The sequence below is a fragment of the Salipiger bermudensis genome (assembly GCF_019801965.1).
In the GTDB taxonomy this organism is placed as follows: domain Bacteria; phylum Pseudomonadota; class Alphaproteobacteria; order Rhodobacterales; family Rhodobacteraceae; genus Salipiger; species Salipiger bermudensis_A.
Genome location: NZ_JAHVIA010000007.1, coordinates 305,298 through 329,849, shown reverse-complemented (window position 1 = coordinate 329,849; position 24,552 = coordinate 305,298). Strand labels below are relative to the sequence as shown.

Here is a 24,552-nt window from a genome sequence, read left to right as displayed (position 1 = left end):
GCAGGCCGGGGCAATTCACCTCCCGGGATATTTTCGGCCAGAAGAAGCTGCGGGCTCAGCGTGACAGCCGCGCGGGGAGCTGCCGTGCGAGTGGCGCGAGGCCAGGGTGGTGCAGCCAGGTGCCGCCGAGCCTGTGGAGGCGCGCGCCGGTGCCAAGCTTGAAGCGGGTGAGGCCGGGGGCGGCTTCGGAATTCAGCATGCCGAGGTCGAGATGGCTGTGGCCGTTGCGGGCGAGCCAGCGCATGGCCTCCCAGAGCAGGGCGTTCATGGCCGAGAGCGCCCGGCCTTGCGGCAGGGAGACGCTGATCTGCCAGGTCGCGGTGGGGCCGTGGCGCAGGATGGCGATGGCGGCGACGGGCTGGCCGCTGTGGCGGGCCTCCCAGATCAGCGCGGCACCGGGATTGGCCCTGGCGAAGGCGGCGATGAATGCCGGGAGCAGGGTGCGGTAGCGCTTCTCGCGGGCCTGCCTGGCTTCGGTGCTGAGCAGCCAGTGCGCCGGCTCGAGCGGCAGGCGGCGGATGTGCAGCCTGTGGGCGGCGCTGCGGTTGAGGCGGTTGCGCCACTTGCCCTGCATCGCGGCGCGCATGGTGGCGTCAACCGTGAGCGGGAGCATGGCCAGGGTCGCGGGCGTGAGCAGGGGCCAGAAGCCTTGGGTGCGCAGGCTTTCGGGGCGCAGGCCGTCGGCGTTGAGCAGAAGCGGGCCGCGGCTCCCGCCGCGACAGAGCGCCAGCCAGTCATCGGGCGGCGTGGGCGCGGTGAGAATAGGGCCGCGGGAGATCAGCGAGACCAGTCCGAGACACGGCAAGCGGCGCGACTGCACCAGCCAGCGCAGGCCGGGGGCCGCGCCGCAACGCACCGGCAGGCTCAGCGCGCGCAGGGTGCGGGCATATTCCGGCGACTGCTGCAGCGGCAGGACGGGCGCGATCATGATCTGGATTAAGGACTCGGAAAGTGAATCCGTGGTTAACTCGGGCCATGGCACAGAGAGTTTCCCCGCGCCGGGAGGCGCCCCGCTCGATTGCCGTGGTCGCTCCGGCGCCGCGGCCCACGCTTGCCGCGGCAATGCTGCTCGCCTGCGGATTGTCGCTGCCCTTTGCGGCGCTGGCGCTGCTGCAGCTTCTGCTCTGACGGCAGGTGATCCGAAAAAGGGCCGGCATGGCGCCGGCCCTTGGAAGACGTCCGGTGTGCGAAGGCGCGCCTAGGCGAGCTTGACCAGCGCGTGGCGCTTCTTGCCCGCGGAGAGCTTCACCGGGCTCGCCAGTGCCGCCGCGTCGAGCATCAGCCCGGCATCGGTGAGGGGCGCGTCGTCGATCCGGGCGCCATTCTCGGCGATCAGGCGCTTGGCTTCCTTGCCGGATTTCGCCAGGCCCGCGCGCACGATCAACTGCACGATCGAGATGCCCTCGCCACCCAGCTCGTCGGGGGAAAGCTCCAGCGTCGGCAGGTCGTCGCCCACGCCCCCCTTTTCGAACACCTCGCGGGCGGTGGCCTCGGCGGCCGCCGCGGCCTCGGCTCCGTGGCAGAGCGTGGTGACCTCGTTGGCGAGGATGATCTTGGCGGCGTTGATCTCGGAGCCCGAGAGCGCGCCCAGCCGCTCGCATTCCTCGAGCGGCAGCTCCGTGTAGAGCTTGAGGAAGCGCCCGACATCGGCATCGGTGGTGTTGCGCCAGAACTGCCAGAACTCGTAGGGCGAGCGCATGTCGGCATTGAGCCAGATCGCGCCTTCCGCGGTCTTGCCCATCTTCTTGCCGTCCGAGGTGGTCAGAAGCGGCGAGGTCAGACCGAAGATCTGCTTGTCGATCACCCGGCGCGTCAGGTCGATGCCGTTGACGATGTTGCCCCACTGGTCGCTGCCGCCGAACTGCACCAGGCAGCCGTAGCGCCGGTTGAGCTCGAGGAAATCATAGGCCTGCAGGATCATGTAGTTGAACTCAAGGAAGCTCAGCGACTGCTCGCGGTCGAGCCGCGATTTCACCGACTCGAAGCTCAGCATCCGGTTGACCGAGAAATGCCGTCCGATGTCGCGCAGGAACTCGAGATAGTTGAGCCCGTCGAGCCACTCGGCGTTGTTGAGCATCAGGGCAGGGGCCTCGGCGCGGTCGTAATCGAGATATTTCGCGAAGACCTGCTTGATGCCGGCGATGTTGTCGTCGATCTGTTCGGGCGTCAGCAGCGGGCGCTCGTCGGCGCGGAACGAGGGATCGCCCACCTTGGTGGTGCCGCCGCCCATCAGGGTGATTGGCTGGTGGCCGGTCTTCTGCAGCCAGCGCAGCATCATGATCTGGATCAGCGAGCCCACGTGCAGCGACTTCGCGGTCGCGTCGAAGCCGATATAGCCCGGCACCACGCCCTTGGTCAGCGCCTCGTCGAGGCCCTGGTAATCGGTGCAGTCGGCAAGAAAGCCGCGCTCGATCATGACGCGCATGAAGTCCGATTTGGGATGGTAGGTCATGGGGCTTCCCTCTTATAGTCCGCGTGTTCCTATAAGGGCGGGGCGAGCAGAGTTGAAGGACAAGTTGAAGGCGGCGCCGGTCTGGGCGCTCGGGGCGATGTCGGGGACATCGCTCGACGGGGTCGACGCGGCCCTGGTGCAGACGGACGGACGGCAGATCCTGGCATTCGGAGAGAGCGGCTACCGCGCCTATACCGGCGAGGAGCGCGCTGTCTTGCGCGCCGCGCTGGGGCGCTGGCCGGGAGACGATCTCGCGGCGGCGGGCGAGGTGGTGCAGCGCGCCCATGCCGAGCTGCTGGCGGGGTTTCCGCAGGCGGAGCTGGTGGGGTTTCACGGCCAGACGCTGGCGCATGAGCCGCGCGGGCGGGGCACGCACCAGCTCGGCGATGGTGATGCGCTGGCCGCGGCGCTGGAGCGCGACGTGGTGTGGGATTTCCGCTCCGCCGACGTGACGCTGGGCGGCGAGGGCGCGCCGCTGGCGCCGTTCTTCCATTTCGCCTGCGCACAATGGATCGGCGCGACCGCGCCGGTGGCGTTTCTCAATCTCGGCGGTGTCGGCAACCTGACCTGGGTCGATCCCTCCCGTTCGGGCCCCGAAATGCCCGGCGCGCTGCTGGCCTTCGACACCGGGCCCGCGAACGCCCCGCTCAACGATCTGGTGGCCGAGCGCCTTGGCTGGGAGTGCGACCGCGACGGTGCCCTGGCGGCGCAGGGCGAGGTGGTGGACGGCGCGCTCGAGCTCTTTCTCGACGAGGGCTACTTCCGCAAGATGCCGCCCAAGTCGCTGGATCGCGACGATTTCTCGCTGATGCTCGATCTCGTGCGCGAGCTCGGCGATGCCGATGCGGCGGCCACGATGACGGCGATGGCGGCGACCGCGGTGATGCTCGGTCTCGAGCACTGCCCGCGCGCGCCGGCGCGGCTCCTGGTGACGGGCGGCGGGCGCCACAACCCGGTGATGATGAAGATGCTGGCGGCCGGGATCGACTGCCCGGTGGAGCCGGTCGAGGCAGTGGGACTCGACGGCGACATGCTGGAGGCCCAGGCCTTCGCCTATCTCGCGGTGCGCGTGGCACGCGGCCTGCCGACCTCGGCGCCCGGGACCACTGCCGTTGCGGCCCCGGTGAGCGGTGGTCGCATCAGCCGGGTTTGAAACGCGGTAGGGATCTCGGGACACAGCGCCTGCGTTACGCTCCGGCCTGCCTCCGGCCTGCCTCCGGCAGGAGTATTTTTGACGAAGAGAAGACAGGGGCGCATCGCCCTCGTCTTCTCTGGTTTCCAAATACCTCGGGGGTGAATTGGCGCAATGCGCCAAGAGGGGGCAGCGCCCCCTGAAACGGCTGTTGATCGCACTGCATTTGGCGCGATGCCGACGATGGCGGCCCGCACGAGATCACGCGCTGCGATGTTCCCAATGCCGAGCAGCAGGCAAAGGGCCGGGAGCTGATGCATGTCTCCCCGGCGACCTTCAGGCCGCATGACCCCAAGCTGGACCATTCCGTCGGCCGGGCGAGCGGGCAGAACGCCTTCGACATCTTTTCGCACAGCTACGACCGGCCGGAAGAAGGCATGATCTTCGTCCCGCACACGCAGTTGCGCGAACCGATGTCCGCAGGCAGCAACATCGGCACCATGCAAGTCGCCGCCGCCGACGTCATCGAGTTGGCCCGGGAGTATGGCCGCTACGGCTAACGCCGGATCGCCGTGCTGCTGCGGCGTGCCGGCTGGCGGGTCAAGGCACGCATCTGGCGGCGCGAAGGGCTCAAGGTCCCACACAAGCAAAAGAAACGTGGCCGGCTCTGGCTGGGCGACGGCTCCTGTGTGCGGCTGAAGCCTGCACATGCCAACCACGTCTGGTCCTACGACTTCGTGCAGGACCGGACCAGTGACGGCCGGGCCTACCGGACGCTCAACATCCTCGATGAATTTCCGCGGGAGGCGTCAATGATCCGTGTCGACAGACGGCTGAACTCCACTGATGTCGTGGACGCCCTGACGGACCTCTTCATCCAGCGCGGTCCGCCGCGGTTCATCCGGTCCGACAACGGCCCGGAGTTCATCGCGCAGAAGGTGCGCGACTGGATCGAGCCGGTGGGGGCGAAGACCGCCTACATCGAGCCAGGGTCACCTTGGGAGAGCGGCTTTTGCGAGAGCTTCAATGCGCGCTCCCGGGACGAGCTACTGAATGGCGAGGTCTTCTACTCGTTGTGGGAGGCACAAATCCTCATCGAAAGATGGCGAAAGCACTAAAACATGGACCGGCCGCATAGTGCTCTCGGAAACGGGCACCGGCGCCCGAGGTCCTCATCCCGGTAGTTCGAAGGCCGACCATGCATTAGCGATTAACCCGGACCACTCGCTGGGGTCAGCTCATGCGACGCAGGAGGTCTGCTATGATCGGCCGTCGGCGTGGTGCCGAAGATGTGGTGCGCGGGGGAACTCTGAGAAGCCGGGCCAGTCGGTCGGCGGTCGATCCGAACCTGCCCTTCTCACGTTGCGGGAAACTTGGTCTGGTACCGAGAAAACCCCGAAAGGAAGGCTCTGGCTGATACAGCCTGCCAAGGGATCATCCCCTGACGTTGGAACTGCCGAATGGCGACGTTGCCCTCTCGGACAGCGACCGTGCCGCTGGTTCAGCCGCTCGCAGCGCTCATTCCCGCGTCTTGTAGGAGGGCCAGTCTCCACAATGAAAAGCTTTGAGCCCGGCGACGTCCCGAATAACGATCTGCGCGTAGCCCGGTTCGATAAGCCCCATCTCGGCCAGCTCTCCGAGCGTGCGGTTCACCACCTTGCGCGAGGCGTTGGCGCTGCGCCCGAGCGCGCTTTGCGACATCGCGATGCGCGGTGTGGCGCTCTCGCCGATGCAGCGCAGCAGGGTCGCCGCGATGCGGCGCTTGGGATCGGCGATGAGAAGCGTGTCAATGGCCTCGAGGCAAAGGTCGATATTCTGCAGCGCGATGCAGCCGAAACGGCGCATGTTCTCTGGATCGGCGGCGGCGAGCCGCTCCATCGCGTCGAGGGGCAGGTGGAAGACGACGCTCTCGGCGGTGACCTCGAGCGTCAGGCGCCGGGGGCCGCCGGTGAAGAAGCCGCCCTCGCCGAACCAGCAGCCCGGCGACGCGAGATGGGCGAAATGCGGGCCGGTGTCTCCCGGCGCGATGAACACCGCCAGCGCGCCTTCGACCAGCGCGATCAGCCCGCCCGGAGGATCCCCGATGGACACGACCGTCGCGCCCTGCTCGTAGCGTCGTATACGACCGAGGCGAAGCAACTCGTCCTGGAAACTCGCGGACTGCGACGAGAGCCAGCCGGCTTTCCGGAGGGCGGCAAGAGACATCTCAAAAAATCCCAACTTTGTCCCATAGGACACAGTTCGGACTGTCACCTGGTGATAGCCTTTTTGCAACCTCAGTGTGTTTTGCGCAGTCGATTTCGCGCCAAGGAATTCAATGTCATACTATACCACGAAGGAGTATTCACATGACCACGAACAGGATGCTGCTGGCTCTTCCGGTTGCATTGTCGCTGTCCTGCTCGGCGGCATTCGCCCAGGAGTCGCCGCCGAATATCCTCGTGATCTGGGGGGACGATATCGGTTGGACGAACCTGTCGTCCTACGGCATGGGCACGATGGGCTATACCACCCCCAATATCGACCGGATCGCCAATGAAGGCATCCGCTTCACCGACCATTACGCCCAGCCGAGCTGCACTGCCGGCCGGGCCGCCTTCATCACCGGCCAGTACCCGATCCGCTCGGGCATGACGACGGTGGGCCAGCCCGGCTCGCCTCTGGGCCTGCAGGCCGGATCGCCCTCGCTGGCGGAAGAGCTCAAGCAGGTCGGATACCGTACCGGCCAGTTCGGCAAGAACCACCTCGGCGATCGCAACGAACACCTGCCGACGGTGCATGGTTTCGACGAGTTCTTCGGGAATCTCTACCACCTCAACACGCAGGAAGAGGCCGAGCAGCGCGACTACCAGAACTTCGGCGAGGCGTTCTCGGGCTCCCTCGAGGCCTACGAGGAGCAGTTCGGCACCCGCGGCGTGCTTCACACCTTCGCCACCGAGACCGAGGACAGCACCGAGATGCCACGCTTCGGCGTGATCGGCAAGCAGACCATCGAGGACACCGGCCCGCTGACGCAGGAGCGGATGAAGAATTTCGACATGGGCGAGATGATCCCCAAGGCGATCGACTTCATGTCGGCGGCGAACGAGGCCGGCGAGCCGTTCTTCGTCTGGCTCAACACCAGCCGGATGCACCTCTACACGCGCCTTAACGAGGAGTGGCGCTACGCGGCGGAGAAATACACTTCAGAGGCCGATCTCTACGGCTCGGGCATGATGCAGCACGACCACGATATCGGCTACGTGCTCGACTGGCTCGACGAGCAGGGGCTGAGCGACAACACCATCGTTTGGTATTCGACCGACAACGGCCCCGAGCACAATTCCTGGCCGCATGGCGGCACCTCGCCGTTCCGCGGCGAGAAGATGACCACCTACGAGGGCGGCATCCGGGTGCCTTCGATGATCCGCTGGCCGGGTCACTTCGAGCCGAACACCGTTCTGAACGGCATCCAGGGACACCAGGACATGTTCACCTCGCTGGCCGCCGCTGCCGGGATCGAGGACGTGGCCGCCGAGGTCATGGAGGAGAAGGCGCAGTATATCGACGGCGTGAACAACCTGGCCTACTGGACCGGCGAGGAAGAGGCATCGCGCCGCGATCACATCTTCCACTACTACGAGAGCAAGCTCACCGCGGTGCGCATGGGGCCGTGGAAGTTCCACTTCGCCACAAAGGAAGACTATTACGACAGCCTCTACGCGCGCACCGCGCCGCTGGTCTTCAACATCCGCATGGACCCGTTCGAGAGCTACTCCAGCACCGACGCCTATGGTCACCTGATGCAGAAGGTGTCGTGGCTGATGCAGCCGATGAACGTGCTGATGCAGCAGCACCTGCAGACGCTGGCGGATTACCCGCCGGTGCAGGGCGGGGCATCGTTCGACATGTCCAACGTGGTCGAGGACTTCATCAGCAAGTCGATGCAATAAGCCCTCGGGCTTAGGGGCCCCAAGACAGCGAAAGCCGCGCTCTCGAGCGCGGCTTTTTGGTTTTTCTGCCGCCGGGCGGAGCTTTCCGCCGAGGCTTACTGGACCTGCGTCAGGAGCTCTTGCAGCACCGACGGATCGGGGGTGGCGGCGGTGGCCGCGTTCAGTACCTCTCCCGCCGCCTCTGGCCCGTCCACCGCCCCCGCGAGCCGCCGCGGTCGTGGCCATGTCGCGCGCGTGCCCCCTTGACGCGGCAGGCGGCGCAAAATAGCGCGGGAGCCATGGCACAGGCACCGCTTCTCCAGCTCTCCGACATCTCGCTGACCTTCGGGGGCGAGCCCGTCTTCGCAAACCTCTCGCTCATCGTGCAGCCCGGCGACCGGGTCGCGCTCGTGGGGCGCAACGGCTCTGGCAAGTCCACGCTCATGAAGGTCATGGCCGGCCTCGTCGAGCCCGACACCGGCGCCCGCGTGGTGCCGGCCGGCACCTCGGTGGGCTACATGGAGCAGGAGCCCGACCTCACCGGCTTCGAAACCTTGGGCGAGTATGCCGCGCAAGGCCTCGGCCCGGCGGAGATGTATCTCGTCGAGGCCGCGGGCGAAGGGCTGGGCTTCGACCCTGACCGCCCCGTGGCCACCGCGTCGGGCGGCGAGCGGCGGCGCGCTGCGCTGGCGCGGCTGATGGCGCAGGATCCCGACGTGATGCTGCTCGACGAGCCCACCAACCACCTCGACATCGCCGCCATCCAGTGGCTCGAGGCCGAGCTCAAGCGTACCCGCAAGGCCTTCGTCCTGATCAGCCACGACCGCCGCTTCCTCGAGGAGCTGACCCGCGCCACGCTGTGGATCGACCGCGGCGCGGTGCGGCGGCAGGAGCAGGGCTTCAAGGCCTTCGAGGACTGGCGCGACAAGATCTGGGCCGAGGAAGACGAGGCCCGCCACAAGCTTGACCGCAAGATCAAGGCCGAGGCCAAGTGGGCGGTCGAGGGCATCTCGGCCCGGCGCACCCGCAACCAGGGCCGGGTGCGGGCGCTGAAGGCGCTGCGCCAGGAGCGCTCGAGCATGATCCGCCGCCAGGGCACCGCCGCGATGGAGCTGGCTTCGGCGCCGGTCTCGGGCAAGAAGGTGATCGAGGCGGAGGGGCTGACCAAGACCTTCGGTGACAAGACCATCGTGAAGAACTTCTCGCTCACCGTGCAGCGCGGCGACCGGGTCGCCTTTGTCGGGCCCAACGGCACCGGCAAGACCACGCTGATCCGCATGCTGACCGGCGAGATCGAGCCCGATGCGGGCCGCGTCAAGCTCGGCACCAATCTCGAGATCGCGCTCTTCGACCAGACCCGCTCGCAGCTCGATCCAGAGATGAGCCTCTGGGAGAGCCTGACCGGTGACAAGGAGATGCGGGTCTCGGGCAAGGCCGACCAGGTGCTGGTGCGCGGCCAGCCCAAGCACGTGGTGGGCTATCTCAAGGAGTTTCTCTTCGACGAGCGCCAGGCGCGGGCCAAGGTCGGTTCACTCTCGGGCGGCGAGAAGGCGCGGCTGTTGCTCGCCAAGCTGATGGCGAGGGAATCGAACCTGCTGGTGATGGACGAGCCGACGAACGATCTCGATGTCGAGACGCTGGACCTGCTGCAGGACCTGCTGGGCGAGTATGACGGCACCGTGCTGATCGTCAGCCACGACCGCGACTTCCTCGACCGCATCGCCACCACCACCGTGGCGATGGAGGGCAATGGGCAGGCCGTGGTCTATGCCGGCGGCTGGAGCGATTACCGCGCGCAGCGCGCCGAGACGGCCGGCGCAGCCCCCGCCGAGAAGGCGGCGAAGCCGGCCAAGGAGGCGCGCGAGGCGCCGAAGCCCAAGCCGCAGCAGGCGGGGCTGAGCTTCACCGAGAAGCACCGTCTCGAGGAGCTGCCCGGCGTCATCGCGCGGCTCGAGGCCGAGATCGGCAAGCTCGAGGAGCTGCTCGCCGATCCGGAGCTCTTCACCCGCGAGCCGGTGAAGTTCCGCAAGGCCACGGAGGCGCTGACCGAGCGGCAGGACAAGCTCTCGGCGGCGGAAGAGGAATGGCTCGAGCTCGAGGAAAAGGCCGAGGCCGCGGGCTGATCCGCGGCGCTCGGCGTCGGCTCAGTCGCGGCCGAGGTTAAGCCGGCGCTCGGCCAGGCTCATGAACAGCACGGTGAACAGGATCCGCACCACGTGGTGCAGGCTGACCAGCGCCGGGTTGGCGGCGAGGCTCAGCGCGATCACCGACATCTCGGTGACCCCGCCCGGCGAGTAGGAGATCATCAGCTGCAGGAAGGGCAGGCCGGTGGCGAGGCTGAGCCCGGCGGCGAAGCCCGCGCCGAGGATCAGCATCCACAGCACCGAGATCACGCTCAGCCCGGCGCAGCGGCGCAGCATGGCGCCGGTCATGCCGGAGAACCGCAACCCCAGCGAGGCGCCCACCACCACCTGCGCCACCGCGATCAGCCAGAACGGCAGGTGCAGATCGACGGCGCCGGTGAGCGTCACCGCGCCGGCCAGCAGCATCGGGCCGGTGATCTGTCCTGCGGGCAGGTGGATCACGCGGGCAATGGCGAGCCCCGCGGTGGCGGCGATGACGATGAACAGCAGCGCCAGCGGCGTCACGGGCTCCGGCGCGCTGGGCGTCAGGCCGGCGGCGCTGCCCACCGGGTGGCCGAGCCAGAGCGACAGCGCCAGCGGCACGAAGGTGATGACGATGATGATGCGCAGGAATTGCTGCGCGGTGAGCACCGGCAGCTCGGCCCCTGAGCGCTCGCCCATCACCAGGCTCTCCATCAAGCCGCCGGGCATGCCGGCGAAATAGGCCGTGGCCTTGGTGTAGCCGCCGAGCCGGCGGAAGATCAGGTAATTGCCGAAATGCGCCAGCACCACGAAGATCGCCAGCGCCGAAAGCGTCAGGATCAGGTCGCCGGCCTCGCGCAGGAGGTCGGGCTGCACCTGGGTGCCGATCATCACCCCGATCAGTCCGATGAAGCCGGTGCGGAAGCGCATCGGGAAGCGGTAGTTGCGCAGCAGCCCGTCCTGGAACAGCGCCACCGCGAGCGCGCCGCTGGCGAGGCTGCCCAGCATGAACGGCATCGGCAGTCCGATGGCCTTGGCGACGAGCCCGCCGAGCCCACCGAGCGCCAGCAGCGCCGCGGTCAGGCCGATCATGCGGAGGGTGAGGGTGGTGCCAAGCATGGCGCGACCTAACCGTGTTCGCGAGGAAGTTGCAACGCGAGGCGGGGCTTGCGCTTTTCGAGGCGGCGCCTCTGCCCTAGATACTCGGGCCATGCAGCGCGCGCTCTTCATCGGCTCCGAGATCTACCGTGGCTCGAAATACGGCACCCGTCATCCGCTCTCCATCGAGCGGGTGCCCGCCGCCACAGATCTGGCGACCGCTCTGGGACTGCTGCCGCGCAGTCTCTACCGCACCAGCCCGCGCGCCAAGCCGCAGGCGCTCACGGTGTTCCATACGCCCGACTATATCGCCGCGCTGCAGGCGGCGGAGGAGGAAGGCGCGGTCAGCGATGAGACCCGCGCGCGCTATGGGCTCGGCACGCTGTCGAACCCGGTCTTTCCCGAGATGTATCGCCGCCCCGCCACGGCGGTGGGCGGTGGGCTGCTGGCGGCGGAGATGGTGATGTCGGGCGCGGTGCGGGCGGTGCACAATGCCGGCGGCGGCACGCATCACGCGCTGGCCGGGCAGGCGGCAGGGTTCTGCTTCCTCAACGAGCCGGTGCTGACCATCCTGCACCTGCAGCGGCTGGGCGCGCGGCGGGTGGTCTATGTCGATATCGATGCCCATCACGGCGATGGGGTGGAGTTTGCCTTCCACGGCTCCGAGAGCGTGCGGGTGATCTCGGTGCACGAGGACCGGCGCTGGCCCTTCACCGGGGCGCTGGCCGACGAGGGCGGCGGCGCGGCCTTCAACCTGCCGGTGCCGCGCGGCTTCAACGACACCGAGTTCGCCTACGTGCTGGAGGAGCTGATCCTGCCGGCGGTGGCGAGCTTCCGGCCCGACGCGGTGTTCCTGCAATGCGGAGCGGACGCGCTGACCGAAGACCCGCTGTCGCGGCTGGAGCTGTCGAACAACAGCCATGTCCGCGCCGTGCGGGCGCTCTACGATCTGGCGCCGAAGCTCATCACATCGGGCGGCGGCGGCTACAACCCATGGAGCGTCGCGCGCTGCTGGGCCGGGGTCTGGGCGGCGCTCTCGGGGCAGGAGCTGCCCGACGAACTGAGCCCCGGGGCGCGGGCGCTGCTGGCCAGGCTCACATGGTCGCGCAAGGGGCGGCCGGGGCTCGAGCTGCTCACGACCCTGAGGGATGCGCCGCGCGAGGGGCCGATCCGTGACGAGATCCGCGCGGGCGTCGCGCGGCTGCGCGCGCGACTTTGAAGCGGGGTTGTGGGCGCGACTTTGAAGCGGGGTTGCGGGCGCAGGCTTCCAGGGCTCGGCGCGCGAGGAGCTTCGACGTGCATCTGGTCACGAGGCTCTAACGTTCACCCGGCTCCAGCGACGGGCGACGGCGCAGGCTCTGAGCCTCAGAGGTATTTCTCCGCCTCGCGCCGGGCGAAGGGCTTGAGCGTCGAGCCATGCGCCTCGAGGAAGGCCTTGGCGCGGGGGGCATCGTGCTTCGAGAGGTCGCGGATCCACCAGCCCACCGCCTTCTGGATGAACCAGTCGCGGTCGGCGGCATAGCTCGCGGCCCAGCCCAGCACCCGGTCGCGGATCGCCAGATCCGCCTCGGACGGAAAGTTCATCTTGGCCCAGGGCAGGGTGATGACCAGCGCCGCGCGGCGGGTCCACATGTGCGGGCTTTCGGTCCAGCGCTCGACGGTCTCGATGCGCGACGGATCGGCGGTCAGGCGGCGTTGGCCGGCCATGCAGGCATGATCGGCGATGGCCCAGCTGTCGAACTGGGGCACCCAGTCGCAGATCAGTCGCCACGCCGCGTCATCGGGGCGGATGCGCGCCTGGGTCAGCAGCTTGGCCGCCGCCAGCCGCGCCTCGAACACATCCGTGAGCCACAGATCGCGCGCCAGCGCCACGCGCGCCTCGACCGGGAGCGTCTGGCGCCAGCCGCGGGTGATCTCGTTGAGCGCCGGGTTGGGCACGCCCAGATAGGGGCGGTCGATCTTGTGATAGGCGCGCATGCCCTCGGCGCGGCCCGCCTCGGCATGGCTTTCGATCTCGGCAAGGGCGTCGTCGGCGGTCATGTGGCGTCGGCCTCTATTCCGGTGGGGCGGCCGTCGAGGGTCTCGGCGTTCTTCTCGGCCCAGTAGGCGCGCAGCCCGTCATAGCCCTTGTCCTCGGCCCAGTGGCGAAGGGTGTCGCGCTCGCCGGCATAATCCATGAAGGGCACCGCGTAGCCGCAGGAGCTTTGCACCATGTCGATCTTCACGTCGCAGATCTGCCGCGCGCCGGGCAGGTCGGGGAAGAGCTCGAGCATGGCGCTCCAATCGGGATCGCTGTGCTGGATCATCCGCGCGCTGCCGTAACAGCGCAGGATCAGCGGGCGCTTTTCGAAGCCGCACCACATCAGCGTCAGGCGCGGATCTTCGCGCAGGTGGCCCGCGGTCTCGTTGCCCGAGCCGGTGAGGTTCAGGAAGGCGATGCGGTTCTGCCCCAGCACCCGCAGCGTGTCCATCCCCTTGGGGCTGATGTTGACCCGCCCGGTGGCCGCCGCCGATCCGGTGAAGAACATGTGCTGCGCCTCGATGAAGGCGATGTGGTCGGCGCCGAGCGCGTCGAATCGTTTTGCCATGAGAGAGCCCTCCGATCTGCCGGGGCGCAGGGTACGCCTCCGGCAGCGGGGTGCCAGCGAAACCGGCAGAGTGCGGTCCTTACTCGACCGTCACCGATTTCGCGAGGTTGCGCGGCTGGTCGACGTCGGTGCCCTTGGCGACCGCCGCGTGATAGGCCAGCAGCTGCGCCGGCAGGGCGTAGAGCAGCGGCGCGAGGCGGTCGTCGACCGCCGGCAGGGTGATGACCTGCCAGACACCCTCACCGGCCTCCGCCGCGCCGCGCGCGTCGGTGACAAGGCAGATCTTGCCGCCGCGTGCCATGACCTCCTGCATGTTCGACACGGTCTTGTCGAAGAGATCGTCATGGGGCGCCATGACGATCACGGGCACGGTCTTGTCGATCAGCGCGATGGGGCCGTGCTTGAGCTCGCCCGACGCGTAAGCTTCGGCATGGATGTAGCTGATTTCCTTCAGCTTCAGCGCGCCCTCGTATGCGATCGGATACATCAGGCCGCGGCCGAGGAAGAGCACGTCGCGGGCCTCGGCGATCTTCTGGGCCGCGGCTTCCATGGTGTCGTCGCGGTCGAGCGCGGCGTTGAACAGCCCCGGCAGCGCGCGCAGCTGCGCCAGCAGCTGGCTCTTGTCCTCGGCGCTCATGTGGCCGCGCTCGCAGGCCGCCTTGATGGCCAGCAGAAGCAGCACGTTGAGCTGGCAGGTGAAGGCCTTGGTCGAGGCCACGCCGATCTCGACCCCGGCATGGATCGGCAGCGCCAGATCGCTCTCGCGGGCGATCGAGCTGGTCTCGACATTGACCACCGACACGATGCGGTCGGCCTTCTCCTTGCAGTAGCGCAGTGCCGCCAGCGTGTCGGCGGTCTCGCCCGACTGGCTGACGAAGAGCGCCACCGTGCCGGGGACAACCGGCGGCTCGCGGTAGCGGAACTCGGAGGCGACATCGACCTCGACGGGCAGGCGGGCGAGCTTCTCGAACCAGTATTTCGCCGTCAGGCAGGCGTAGTAGGCGGTGCCGCAGGCGACCATCACCAGCCGGTCGATCTTGGCGAAATCCAGCGTCTCGCCGGGGATGTCGATCTCGTCGCCATCGAGATAGGCGGTCAGGGCGTCGGCCAGAACCGTCGGTTGCTCGGCGATCTCCTTGGCCATGAAATGCTTGTAGCCGGCCTTGTCGACGCGGGCGGCATCCATGCGGATCTTGCGTGCCTCGCGGTTCACGAGCCGGTTGTCCATGTCGCGGATCTCGGCGCCGTCGCGGGTGATCACCGCCCAGTCGCCTTCCTCGAGATAGGTGATGGTGTCGGTCATTGGCGCCAGCGCGATGGCGTCCGAGCCGATGAACATCTCACCCTCGCCATGGCCGATGGCCAGCGGCGAGCCCTTGCGGGCGGCGATCATCAGGTCTTCCTCGCCGTCGAACAGGAAGGCCAGCGCAAACGCGCCCTCGAGCCGGCCCAGCGTGGCGCGGGCGGCCTCGACCGGGGTCTTGCCCTGCTCGAGATAGTGGCAGACCAGCATCGACACGGTCTCGGTGTCGGTGTCGGTCTCGGGGTGCTTGCCCTCGGCGGCCAGCGCGGCGCGCAGCTCGCGGAAATTCTCGATGATGCCGTTATGCACGACCGCGACGGGCCCCGAGCGATGCGGATGGGCGTTCTTCTCGTTGGGTTCACCATGGGTCGCCCAGCGGGTGTGGCCGATGCCGGCCTTGCCGGGCAGCGGCTCGTGCACCAGCCGGTCGCTGAGGTTGACCAGCTTGCCCACCGCGCGGCGGCGGTCGAGCTTGCCCTCGTTGACGGTGGCGATGCCAGCGCTGTCATAGCCGCGATATTCGAGCCGCCTCAGGGCTTCCACGAGGATCGGAGAGACCTCGTGCGTGCCCAGCACTCCGACGATTCCACACATGCCCGTTACCCCTTGTTCTGTTTTGCTTTCTTGGCCTTCAGCATGTCGAAGAGCCGGGTTGCGAAGCCCGGTTTCTCGACCTGCTTGGCCCGCCCCAGCGCCAGCGCGCCGGGGGCGACATCGTCGGTGATGACCGAGCCGGAGCCGGTCATTGCGCCATCGCCGATGGTCACCGGCGCGACCAGCATGGTGTCGGAGCCGATGAAGGCGTTGCGCCCGATGGTGGTGCGGTGCTTGAAGACGCCGTCATAATTGCAGGTGATCGTGCCGGCGCCGATATTGCTGCCCTCGCCGATATCGGCGTCGCCCAGATAGGTCAGGTGGTTGGCCTTGGCGCCCTCGCCGAGATAGGCGTTCTTGATCTCGACGAAATTGCCCACGTGGGTGTGCTCGGCCAGCTCGGCGCCGGGGCGCAGCCGCGCGAAGGGGCCGACGATGGCGCCACGGCTGACATGGCAGCCCTCGAGATGGCTGAAGGCTCGGATGCGGGCGCCGCTCTCGATGGTGACGCCGGGGCCAAAGATCACGTTGGGCTCGATCTCGGCGTCGCGGCCGATCACCGTGTCCCAGGCGAACCAGCAGGTCTCGGGGGCCTGGAGGGTGACGCCGTCTGCCATCAGCCGGGCGCGGATCGCCTGCTGGAAGGCCTCCTCGGCCCCGGCCAGCTCGGCGCGGGAATTGACCCCCAGCGTCTCGGCCTCGGCGCAATGCACGACGCCGGCGGAAAGGCCGCGGGCGCGGGCGATCTCGACGATGTCGGGGAGGTAGTATTCGCCGGCGGCGTTGTCGTTCTTCACCTCGGCAAGCAGGCTTTGCAGCACCGCGGCATCGGCGGCGACAACGCCGGAATTGCAGAGGCTTATCGCGCGCTCTTCATCCGTTGCGTCCTTGTACTCGACGATGCGGATCAGCGCATCGCCCTCGGTCACCAGCCGGCCGTAGCGGCCCGGATCGGCTGCCTCGAAGCCCAGGACCACCACGTCGTGCTCGGCGCGGGCGCGGGCCATCTCCTCGAGGGTTTCCTGGCTGATGAAGGGGGTGTCGCCGTAAAGCACGATGGCGTCGCCGTCGAAGCCCTCGAGCTCCGGTCCGGCCTGGCGCACGGCGTGGGCGGTGCCGAGCTGCTCGGACTGGATCACCACCCGCGCCTCGGGGTCGAACTCCTGCGCCGAGGCGGCCACCTGCTCGGCCTCGTGGCCGGCCACGACGATGCTGCGCTCGGGCTCGAGGCTCTGTCCGGCGCGCATCGCATGCCACAGCATCGGCGCGTGGGCGATGCGGTGCAGCACCTTGGGCAGGTCGGACTCCATGCGGGTGCCCTTGCCCGCAGCAAGGATGATCAGGGCGATGCTCATGCCGGTTTCCCGTTTGTGTTCTGTCTTTGCCCGTTCTATCGGCTCAGGGGGCAGGAGCAAGATCGCATCCATCACGTTGAATGTCGTGATGTGACAACCGGAGGTATCCCGATGCGCACGGTCATCTTCGATCTCGACGGCACGCTGGCCGACACCAGCGGCGACCTGATCGCCGCCGCCAACTGGTGTTTTTCCGAAATGGGCTATGACGCGGGCTCGGCCGCGCGGCTCGATCCGGCGGGCGATGCGCATACCGCGTTTCGCGGTGCGCGGGCGATGCTGAAGCTGGGGCTTGAGCGGGCGGGCGCCTATGAGGCCGAGGTGGTGGAGCGCTGGTATCCGCAGCTGCTCGCCGCCTATGGCGCGGCGATCGACGTCCATACCCGGCTCTACCCGGGCGCGGTCGAGGCGGTCGAGGGGCTGCGCGGCGATGGTTGGCGGGTGGGCATCTGCACCAACAAGCCCGAGGGGCTGGCCGAGACGCTGCTTCAGAAGCTCGGCATACGCGACATGTTCGGGGCGCTGATCGGCGCAGACACGCTGCCGGTGCGCAAGCCCGACCCGCTGCCCTACACCGAGGTGGTGGCGCGGCTCGGCGGCGATGTGGGCCGCAGTTGCCTGATCGGCGACACCGAGACCGACCGCAAGACCGCGGCGGCGGCGGGCGTGCCCTGCATCCTCGTGACCTTCGGTCCCGATGGCGAGGCGGTGCGCGATCTCGCCCCCGAAGGCCTCATCGGCCATTTCGACGAACTGGCGGGCGAGGTCTCGCGGCTCATCGGCTGAGGCTGCGGCTTCGGTTTCGATGGAGCCTCGGCCACGTGCGCGGGGGCATCAGGCGGCGCAGGCTGCGCCACGGCGTCAGCCATGTCGCACGCCGTCTTGCGCGCTTCAGCGCCACCAGTTCGGCCAGCGCTGCCTGCTTTTCGAGCGCGTAGCCGCTCGGCCTGTCTGCGGTGCGGCGCAGCGGGAGCAATAGAACCTGCATTGCGGCTCTCCTTCTGATATTGAAAGGCGTGCTTGTCCTGCTCCCAACGATAACGGGGGAGGAGAGGTGCGTTCAGTCGCGATGTCCCGAAGGTGAGTTTTAAAAATGAAAGATGCGCCCAGCCTCGATGACGTGATGCTGTTTCTCGCCATCGCCGAGGCCGGGACGCTGGCCGGTGCCGCCGCGATCACCGGGGCGAGCCAGCCGACGCTGAGCCGCCGCATGGCGGAGTTCGAGCGCCGCATGGGGCTGCGCCTGTTCCAGCGCGGCGCGCAGCGCTACGGGCTGACCGCCGAGGGCCGGCAACTGGTCGATGAGATGCGCGGGCTGCGCGGGCAGGCGGCGCGGCTGGCGCGCTGGCAGGCGCGCGATGGGGCCGTGCGGGTGCGCATCACCGCCGGGCTCTGGACCTCGCGTTATCTCGGGCGCGGGCTGGCGCGGGTCTGGGCGCCCGGCGCGCCGTGGATGCCGGAGTTTGCCGCCTCCAACGCCGATCTCGACATCGCCCGCCGCGCCGCCGATATCGGCATCCGCAATCGCCGCCCCGAGCAGCCCTGGCTGGCCGGGCGCAGGACCGTGCGGCTCGACTACGCGGTCTATGCGCGCGACGCGCAGGTGCAGGGCTATGTCACCCTGCCACCGGGCGCCGCGACCACGCCCTCGGAGCGCTGGCTGCGCGAGACCCGCCCCGACGAGATCACCACCCACGCCTCCGACGCCCGCCTCGCGCTCGACCTGGCGCTGGGCGGCGTGGCGCGGGTGGTGATGCCGTGCTTCGCCGGCGACGTGGAGCCGGGGCTGGTGCGGGTTTCCGATCCGATCGCGGCGCTGAGCCACGACGAATGGCTGGTCTCGCATCACGATGCCCGCCACGACCCGCCGGTGCGCGCCGCCCTCGATGCGCTTTACGCGCTGCTTTGCGCCCCCGACCGGCGCGGCCTCGGGGCAGAAGATGTTTCGTCCGAAAAATCTTGAGCGGCGGGGTGATTGACGTGGCGCCCGCCGGGGCGCAGAAACGGCGCATGACAGAGCGCTTTACCGGAAGTTTCACCCAGCAGGAGCCGATCCCCGAGGATGGCATCGAGGCCGCGCTCGCGGTGCTCCGCCACGGCCGCCTGCACCGCTACAACACCGCGCCCGGCGAGCTCTCGGAAACCGCGCTGCTCGAGCAGGAGGTGGCCGGGCTCACCGGCGCCCGCTACGCGCTCGCCGTGGCCTCCGGCGGCTACGCGCTCGGCTGCGCCCTGCGCGCCGTGGGGGTGCAGTCCGGCGAAGCGGTGCTGACCAACGCCTTCACCCTTGCGCCGGTCCCCGGGGCCATCGCCTCGGTCGGCGCGACACCGGTCTTTGTCGGCGTCACCGAGGATCTGGTCATCGATCTCGACGATCTCGCCGCCAAGCTCGGGCAGGCCCGCGTGTTGATGCTCAGCCACATGCGCGGGCACCTTTGCGACATGGACCGTCTCATGGCGCTTTGCGATGCCGCCGGGGTCACGGTGATCGAGGATTGCGCCCACACTATGGGGGCGGCGTGGAACGGCGTGCCCTCGGGCCGCCACGGCGCGGTGGGCTGCTACTCGACCCAGACTTACAAGCATGTGAATTCCGGCGAGGGCGGCTTCCTCGTCACCGATGACGAAGAGATCGCCGCCCGCGCGGTGATCCTCTCGGGCTCCTACATGCTCTACGAACGCCACCTCGCGGCGCCGGACCCGGAGGTCTTCGAGCGGGTGAAATACCACACCCCCAACGTCTCGGGCCGCATGGACAACCTGCGCGCCGCCATCCTGCGCCCGCAGCTGCGCGCTCTGGACGCCCAGGTCGCCCGCTGGAACGAACGCTACCGCACGGTCGAACATGGCCTGCGCGACCTGCCGGGGCTGACCCTGATCGACCGTCCCGAGCCCGAGCGGTATGTCGGCTCCTCGATCCAGATGCTGCTGCTCGACTGGGCGGCGGAGGCGGTCCAGGAGGTGCTGCGCCGCTGCGCCGCGCGTGGCGTCGAGCTCAAGTGGTTCGGCGGCGCCGAGCCGGTGGCTTTCACCTCGCGCTACGACAGCTGGCGCTACGCCGAGAGCGCGCCGCTGCCGCGCACAGACCGGGTGCTGGCGGGGCTGCTCGACATGCGCCTGCCGCTGACCTTCAGCGTTGATGATTGCGCCCAGATCGCCCGCATCATCCGCGCCGAGGTCTCGGCGGTGCACCAGCAGGGCTGAGCGGCCACATCCGACCAATGGCGCAGGGCGGCGCGTCCCGCCCCGTGGCAGACTGAAACCGGGAGACAAACCGATGACCCAGACCGACAGCATTCCGGAAACCGCGCTGGCCTGGCACCGCGAGGGCAGGGGCGCCGTGCTCGCCACCGTGATCGAGACCTGGGGCTCGGCCCCGCGCCGCGTCGGCGCGCAGCTGGCGATCTCGGGTGCCGCTGAGATCGAGGGCTCGGTCTCGGGCGGCTGCGTCGAGGGGGCGGTGATCGTCGAGGCGTTGGAGGCGCTCGAGGAGGGCGCCCCTCGCGAGCTGGAATTCGGCGTCTCCGATGGCGATGCCTTCGCCGTGGGGCTGGCCTGCGGCGGTACCATCCGGGTGCTGGTCGAGCCGGTGGGCAGCGCGCTGCCCGAGGCGCTGCTGGCGGATCTCTGCGCCGCCCGCGCCGCGCGCGAGCCGGTGGCCTACGTGGTCGACCTCGACACCGGCGCCCGCCGGCTCGACCACGACGGGCACGAGACGCGCTTCCGCATGGACCGCTCCGGCTTCGAGGAGGAGAGCCGGACCTTCGTTGCGATCCACAACCCGCCGCTGCGGCTCATCGTGGTGGGCGCGGTGCATATCGCGCAGGCGCTGGTGCCGATGGCGCGCATCGCGGGCTACGACCCGGCCATCGTCGACCCGCGCGAAACCTTCGGGGCCGCCGCCCGCTTCCCCGGCGAGAGGCTGCTCAACGAGTGGCCCGACGAGGCGGTGGAACAGCTCGGCCTCGACAGCCGCACCGCGCTGGTGCTGCTGACCCACGACCCCAAGCTCGACGACCCGGCGCTCATGCTGGCGCTGCGCTCGCGCTGCTTCTACATCGGCGCGCTGGGCTCCACCCGCACCCATGCCAAGCGCGTGGCGCGGATGCAGGAGGCGGGCTTCTCCGAGGCCGAGATCGCCCGCATCCACGGCCCCGTGGGGCTCGATATCGGCGCCGCCGGCCCCTCCGAGATCGCCGTCTCGATCCTGGCCCAGATGACCGCCGTGCTGAGGAAGGGCGCGTGAAATTCGGCCCCGTCCCCGTGGCCGAGGCCGCGGGCCACGTGCTGGCCCATTCCGAGGCGCTGTCCTCGGGGCGCCTGCGCAAGGGCACCGTGCTGAGCCCGGCCAATCTCGCCGCCCTGTCCGCGGCCGGTCTCACCGAAGTGGTGGTCGCCCGGCTCGAGCCCGGCGATATCGCCGAGGACGAGGCGGCAGCGAGCCTGGCCCGCGCCATCCTGCCCGATCCCGAGGCCGCCGGGCTGCGCATCGGCGCCGCCAGCACCGGCCGGGTCAACCTGCACGCCACGCGGATCGGCGTGGTGGCGGTCGATGCCGCGCGCATCAATGCGATCAACGCGGTGCACCCGATGATCACGGTGGCGACGGTGCGCCCGTTCCAGAGCCTGCCTGAGCGCGGCATGGCGGCGACGATCAAGATCATCTCCTACGCGGTGCCCGGCGCCGCCCTCGATGCGGCCTGCGCCGCCGCCGGCGGCGCGCTGAGCCTGCGCCCGGTAACCCGTCGAAACGCCCAGCTCATCGAGACGGTGATCGGCGCCGGGCCGCCGCAGAAGGGCCGCCGCGCGGTGGCCGGCCGGCTCGCACGCATGGGCGTGCCGATGCTGCCCGATGTCGCCGTGCCGCATGACATCGCGCCGCTCGCCGCCGCCATCGCCGAGAGCGAGGCCGAGATCATCCTGATCCTGACCGGCTCCGCCACCTCCGACCTGCACGACACCGCGCCCGAGGCGCTGCGTGCCGCCGGTGGCGAGGTCACCCATTTCGGCATGCCGGTCGATCCCGGCAACCTGCTGTTCTTCGGCAGGCTCGGCGACCGCCCGGTGATCGGCCTTCCGGGCTGCGCCCGCTCGCCGGCCCTCAACGGCGCCGACTGGGTGCTCGAGCGCATGCTCTGCGGCATCGAGGTCACCGCGCAGGAGATCAGCGCCATGGGCGTCGGAGGCCTCCTCAAGGAGCCCCCCTCGCGCCCGCGTCCGCGCGAGTCCTGAGCCCACCGCCCCGCTCGTCTTCTCTGGTTCAAAAATACCTCGGGGGAGGCCGCGCCCCGCGCGGACGGGGGCAGCGCCCCCAGGACACGCCTAGCCAGACAAACGGAGGCCAGCCAGACGCCCCCCCCCCAAGACCCAAAGCTCCGGCCAAAGCCCCCACGCAAAGAAAAACCCGCCGGCGAAGCGGCGGGTCGGTCTGTCGGTCTGTCGTGCTAAAGGGCGGAGACTACTTCGCCAGCGGTCCGATCATCATGATCATCTGGCGGCCTTCCATCTTCGGCATGTTCTCGACCTTGCCGAGCTCCTTGACGTCTTCCGCCACCCGCTCGAGCAGCTCGCGGCCGAGGTTCTGGTGCGCCATCTCGCGACCGCGGAACCGCAGGGTGATCTTCACCTTGTCGCCCTTCTCGAGGAACTTCAGCACGTTGCGCATCTTCACGTCGTAGTCGTGGGTGTCGGTGCCGGGGCGGAACTTCACCTCTTTGACCTCGATGATCTTCTGCTTCTTGCGGGCTTCGGATTCGCGCTTCTGCTGTTCGTACTTGAACTTGCCGAAGTCCATGATCTTGCAGACCGGCGGATTGGCATTGGGCGAGATCTCGACGAGGTCGAGCCCGGCCTGCTCGGCCAGCTCCATCGCGCGTCGCGGGGGCTGGACGCCCAGGTTCTCGCCTTCGGCGCCGATCAGACGGATTTCAGGGGCCCGGATGCGATCGTTGACGCGGGGGCCGGTGTCGCGCGTGGGGGGCGCGTTGTGAGGTCTGCGAGCTATGGTATCGGTCCTTTTACCGTGAACACTTTGGAGGCGCAAAATAGGGCTGCCGGCCCAGTGTTTCAAGCGATTATTGCTGGCTGCATGGCAGATCCGCCAGCGGCGCCGGGGCGGCGCTGCCTGGGGCCCTCCCGGGGGCGCGGCCTCGGGTCGCAGCGACGGTCTCGCGGCGCCGCCATTCTTGCCGAGGACGCGGCGCAAGCGGCGGAGGAGGCGCGTTGGCTGGTGCAAACACGGACTTGCAGAATTCTCACGAGTTTCGGTAGAATGCGGTGAGCCTGCTCAACTCCCTCTGCTCGACGGCACGTTTGAAATGACCCGCGAACATCACGTCCTTGTTCGGATCCTCGCCGCTCTCGGCGCGCTGATGATGCTGTGTGTGCTCGGCGGCTGGGCGTTGGGCGTCGATCTGCTCGTGCGGCCGGCTCCGCAGCTTGCCAGCACGGTGCCGAGCACGGCGCTGTGCCTTGCGATGCTCTATCTCTGCCTGCCGATGCTGGGGATGACCGCGCCGCTGTCCGCGCGGCTCGCGCGGACGCTCGCTTGCGCGACCATCGCGCTGGCGCTGGTCAACCTGTCGCTGTCGCTGATCGGTGGTACCGACATCGATCACCTTGTGTTCGAGCACGTGCTCGCGCCCTCCGACCGGATGTCGCACGGCACCGCGATCGGCCTGATCGTCGCCGCGGCGACGGTGCTCGCCACGCTGCGCCTCGCGGCCACGCTGGTGCCCGGCCTGATGGCGGTGGTGGGGCTCTCGAGCTTCGTGGCGATCGTGGCCGGCAATTCCTTCGAGCCCGAGTCGGCCTTCGCGATTCCGCTGCTCGACGGCATGTCGGTCTACACCGCCGGCGCGCTGGCGGTGCTGTTCTTCGCGCTGCTCCTGAGCATCGACGCCCGCAACGCCGCGCAGTCGCAGGCCGAGTACGACTGACCCTGACCTTGGTGCCGCGCCCGACGCCGGCGCGGCGCCCCGGCCATGTCGGGCCGGACGGGTGCCGGGCTTTTCTCCGATCCTTCGCACTCAGCCTATCCAGGGCCAGTCGCGGCCCAACGCAAGACCCCCGCCGGTGAGGGCGGGGGCGTGACTGCGGCACAAGCGAAGCAGGGCGATCTCAGTCGAGAAACGCCTTTTCGACCACGTAATGCTTGGGATCGGAATTGGCGCCTTCCTCGAGCCCGTATTCCTCGAACATCTCCTTGAGCTCGAGGTTGAAGGCGAGGTTGCCGCAGATCATCGCGCGGTCGGTCTCGGGGTTGAGCGGCGCGACGCCGAGATCGGCGAAGGCCTCGCCCGAGCGCATCAGGTCGGTGATCCGGCCCATCTTGGCGCTCTCCTCGCGGGTCGTGGTCGGGTAGTACTTGATCTTCTTCCAGAAGCCCTCGCCGATCAGCTCGTTGAGCAGCTCGTCGGTCTTCAGGCTTTCGATCAGCTCGGCGCCATACTTGAGCTCACCGGCCTCGCGGCAGGTATGGGTGATGATGACCTCGTCGTAATCGGCGTAGGTCTGCGGCTCGCGCAGCAGCGAGGCGAAGGGCGCGAAGCCGGTGCCGGTGGCGAAGAACCAGATGCGCTTGCCGGGCAGCAGCGCGTCATGCACCAGCGTGCCGACGGGCTTCGGGCGCAGGATGATCTCGTCGCCGGGCTGGATGTGCTGCAGCTTCGAGGTCAGCGGGCCGTCCTGCACCTTGATCGAGTAGAACTCGAGCTCTTCGTCCCAGGAGGGCGAGGCGATCGAATAGGCGCGCAGCAGGGGTTTCTGCTTGCCGGTCTCGGGATGCGGATCGCCCATCAGGCCGATCATCACGAACTCGCCCGAGCGGAAGCGCAGGCTGGCCGGACGCGTCACGCGGAACGAGAACAGGCGGTCGGTCCAGTGCTTGACCTCGGTCACGGTCTGGGCGTCGGGCAGCACCATCTTCTTGGGCGCTTCGGCTTTGGCGGCGTTGGTATCGGTCACGGGGCTCATCTCGGTCATGGCAATCAACTCGAAACGTCGCGCCTACATA

The 24,552-nt window shown here is 68.6% G+C and carries 22 protein-coding genes and 1 pseudogene; 12 read left to right on the top strand and 11 right to left on the bottom strand.

Going from position 1 to position 24,552, the window contains the following annotated elements:
• Positions 1-55: 55 nt before the first annotated feature.
• Positions 56-928 (bottom strand): GNAT family N-acetyltransferase, encoded by an 873-nt coding sequence (locus tag KUV62_RS17255; protein ID WP_222604963.1) that lies wholly within the window; start codon positions 926-928, stop codon positions 56-58.
• 47 nt (positions 929-975) lie between these two features.
• Between KUV62_RS17255 and KUV62_RS17250 the strand changes: the two genes are divergently transcribed.
• On the top strand, positions 976-1,128 hold the full coding sequence (locus KUV62_RS17250; protein ID WP_222604962.1) for a hypothetical protein: 153 nt from the start codon (positions 976-978) through the stop codon (positions 1,126-1,128).
• A gap of 70 nt (positions 1,129-1,198) precedes the next feature.
• Here KUV62_RS17250 and tyrS read toward each other — a convergent pair whose 3' ends face one another.
• Positions 1,199-2,452: a tyrosine--tRNA ligase gene (gene tyrS, locus KUV62_RS17245; RefSeq protein ID WP_222604961.1), complete on the bottom strand. Its 1,254-nt coding sequence runs from the start codon at positions 2,450-2,452 to the stop codon at positions 1,199-1,201.
• Positions 2,453-2,549: 97 nt separating this feature from the next.
• Here tyrS and KUV62_RS17240 point away from each other — a divergent pair, with 97 nt between their 5' ends.
• Positions 2,550-3,605, top strand: coding sequence for an anhydro-N-acetylmuramic acid kinase (locus KUV62_RS17240; protein WP_261395736.1), 1,056 nt, complete (start codon positions 2,550-2,552; stop codon positions 3,603-3,605).
• Between the two features lie 494 nt (positions 3,606-4,099).
• Positions 4,100-4,791: pseudogene (locus tag KUV62_RS17235) on the top strand (integrase core domain-containing protein); the annotation flags it as partial.
• Positions 4,792-5,102: 311 nt separating this feature from the next.
• Here KUV62_RS17235 and KUV62_RS17230 read toward each other — a convergent pair.
• Entirely contained in the window at positions 5,103-5,789 is a 687-nt protein-coding gene (locus tag KUV62_RS17230) for a Crp/Fnr family transcriptional regulator (protein WP_222604960.1), read from the bottom strand.
• A 143-nt stretch (positions 5,790-5,932) separates the two neighbouring features.
• On the opposite strand from KUV62_RS17230, the gene KUV62_RS17225 reads away from it, so the two are divergent.
• Positions 5,933-7,516: an arylsulfatase gene (locus KUV62_RS17225; protein ID WP_261395718.1), complete on the top strand. Its 1,584-nt coding sequence runs from the start codon at positions 5,933-5,935 to the stop codon at positions 7,514-7,516.
• A gap of 278 nt (positions 7,517-7,794) precedes the next feature.
• Positions 7,795-9,618, top strand: coding sequence for an ABC-F family ATP-binding cassette domain-containing protein (locus KUV62_RS17220; RefSeq protein WP_222604959.1), 1,824 nt, complete (start codon positions 7,795-7,797; stop codon positions 9,616-9,618).
• A gap of 21 nt (positions 9,619-9,639) precedes the next feature.
• Here the strand turns inward: KUV62_RS17220 and KUV62_RS17215 are convergent, their stop codons facing one another.
• Positions 9,640-10,719 carry an AbrB family transcriptional regulator gene (locus tag KUV62_RS17215; protein ID WP_261395717.1) on the bottom strand — a complete coding sequence of 360 codons (1,080 nt, stop codon included), beginning with the start codon at positions 10,717-10,719 and terminating at the stop codon, positions 9,640-9,642.
• Positions 10,720-10,810: 91 nt separating this feature from the next.
• Here KUV62_RS17215 and KUV62_RS17210 point away from each other — a divergent pair, with 91 nt between their 5' ends.
• Positions 10,811-11,917: an acetoin utilization protein AcuC gene (locus tag KUV62_RS17210; RefSeq protein ID WP_222604958.1), complete on the top strand. Its 1,107-nt coding sequence runs from the start codon at positions 10,811-10,813 to the stop codon at positions 11,915-11,917.
• A gap of 146 nt (positions 11,918-12,063) precedes the next feature.
• Here the strand turns inward: KUV62_RS17210 and KUV62_RS17205 are convergent, their stop codons facing one another.
• The 4 genes from KUV62_RS17205 to glmU form a co-directional block, all read right to left on the bottom strand.
• Positions 12,064-12,738 (bottom strand): DNA alkylation repair protein, encoded by a 675-nt coding sequence (locus KUV62_RS17205; RefSeq protein WP_222604957.1) that lies wholly within the window; start codon positions 12,736-12,738, stop codon positions 12,064-12,066.
• Positions 12,735-13,286, bottom strand: coding sequence for a pyridoxamine 5'-phosphate oxidase family protein (locus KUV62_RS17200; RefSeq protein WP_222604956.1), 552 nt, complete (start codon positions 13,284-13,286; stop codon positions 12,735-12,737). The genes KUV62_RS17205 and KUV62_RS17200 overlap by 4 nt, the downstream gene beginning before the upstream one ends.
• A gap of 79 nt (positions 13,287-13,365) precedes the next feature.
• Positions 13,366-15,183: a glutamine--fructose-6-phosphate transaminase (isomerizing) gene (gene glmS / locus KUV62_RS17195; RefSeq protein WP_222604955.1), complete on the bottom strand. Its 1,818-nt coding sequence runs from the start codon at positions 15,181-15,183 to the stop codon at positions 13,366-13,368.
• A gap of 5 nt (positions 15,184-15,188) precedes the next feature.
• Positions 15,189-16,538, bottom strand: a complete 1,350-nt coding sequence (gene glmU / locus KUV62_RS17190; protein ID WP_222604954.1) for a bifunctional UDP-N-acetylglucosamine diphosphorylase/glucosamine-1-phosphate N-acetyltransferase GlmU — start codon at positions 16,536-16,538, stop codon at positions 15,189-15,191.
• A gap of 111 nt (positions 16,539-16,649) precedes the next feature.
• Between glmU and KUV62_RS17185 the strand changes: the two genes are divergently transcribed.
• Positions 16,650-17,324: an HAD-IA family hydrolase gene (locus KUV62_RS17185; protein ID WP_222604953.1), complete on the top strand. Its 675-nt coding sequence runs from the start codon at positions 16,650-16,652 to the stop codon at positions 17,322-17,324.
• On the opposite strand, the gene KUV62_RS17180 is transcribed toward KUV62_RS17185, so the two are convergent.
• Positions 17,314-17,526, bottom strand: coding sequence for a hypothetical protein (locus KUV62_RS17180; RefSeq protein ID WP_222604952.1), 213 nt, complete (start codon positions 17,524-17,526; stop codon positions 17,314-17,316). The two genes, KUV62_RS17185 and KUV62_RS17180, sit on opposite strands and share 11 nt — an antisense overlap.
• 105 nt (positions 17,527-17,631) lie before the next feature.
• On the opposite strand from KUV62_RS17180, the gene KUV62_RS17175 reads away from it, so the two are divergent.
• The 4 genes from KUV62_RS17175 to KUV62_RS17160 all read left to right on the top strand — a co-directional run bounded on the left by KUV62_RS17175 (position 17,632) and on the right by KUV62_RS17160 (position 21,770).
• Positions 17,632-18,501 carry a LysR family transcriptional regulator gene (locus KUV62_RS17175; RefSeq protein ID WP_222604951.1) on the top strand — a complete coding sequence of 290 codons (870 nt, stop codon included), beginning with the start codon at positions 17,632-17,634 and terminating at the stop codon, positions 18,499-18,501.
• A 47-nt stretch (positions 18,502-18,548) separates the two neighbouring features.
• On the top strand, positions 18,549-19,742 hold the full coding sequence (locus tag KUV62_RS17170; protein ID WP_222604950.1) for a DegT/DnrJ/EryC1/StrS family aminotransferase: 1,194 nt from the start codon (positions 18,549-18,551) through the stop codon (positions 19,740-19,742).
• A 73-nt stretch (positions 19,743-19,815) separates the two neighbouring features.
• Positions 19,816-20,784 (top strand): XdhC family protein, encoded by a 969-nt coding sequence (locus KUV62_RS17165; RefSeq protein ID WP_222604949.1) that lies wholly within the window; start codon positions 19,816-19,818, stop codon positions 20,782-20,784.
• Positions 20,781-21,770, top strand: a complete 990-nt coding sequence (locus KUV62_RS17160; protein WP_222604948.1) for a molybdopterin-binding protein — start codon at positions 20,781-20,783, stop codon at positions 21,768-21,770. Before KUV62_RS17165 ends, KUV62_RS17160 begins: the two co-directional genes overlap by 4 nt.
• Positions 21,771-21,996: 226 nt before the next feature.
• Here the strand turns inward: KUV62_RS17160 and infC are convergent, their stop codons facing one another.
• Positions 21,997-22,542, bottom strand: a complete 546-nt coding sequence (gene infC, locus KUV62_RS17155) for a translation initiation factor IF-3 (protein ID WP_222605008.1) — start codon at positions 22,540-22,542, stop codon at positions 21,997-21,999.
• Positions 22,543-22,855: 313 nt separating this feature from the next.
• On the opposite strand from infC, the gene KUV62_RS17150 reads away from it, so the two are divergent.
• Positions 22,856-23,476 (top strand): hypothetical protein, encoded by a 621-nt coding sequence (locus tag KUV62_RS17150; protein WP_222604947.1) that lies wholly within the window; start codon positions 22,856-22,858, stop codon positions 23,474-23,476.
• 181 nt (positions 23,477-23,657) lie between these two features.
• On the opposite strand, the gene KUV62_RS17145 is transcribed toward KUV62_RS17150, so the two are convergent.
• Positions 23,658-24,521 carry a ferredoxin--NADP reductase gene (locus KUV62_RS17145; RefSeq protein ID WP_222604946.1) on the bottom strand — a complete coding sequence of 288 codons (864 nt, stop codon included), beginning with the start codon at positions 24,519-24,521 and terminating at the stop codon, positions 23,658-23,660.
• Positions 24,522-24,552 lie beyond the last annotated feature (31 nt).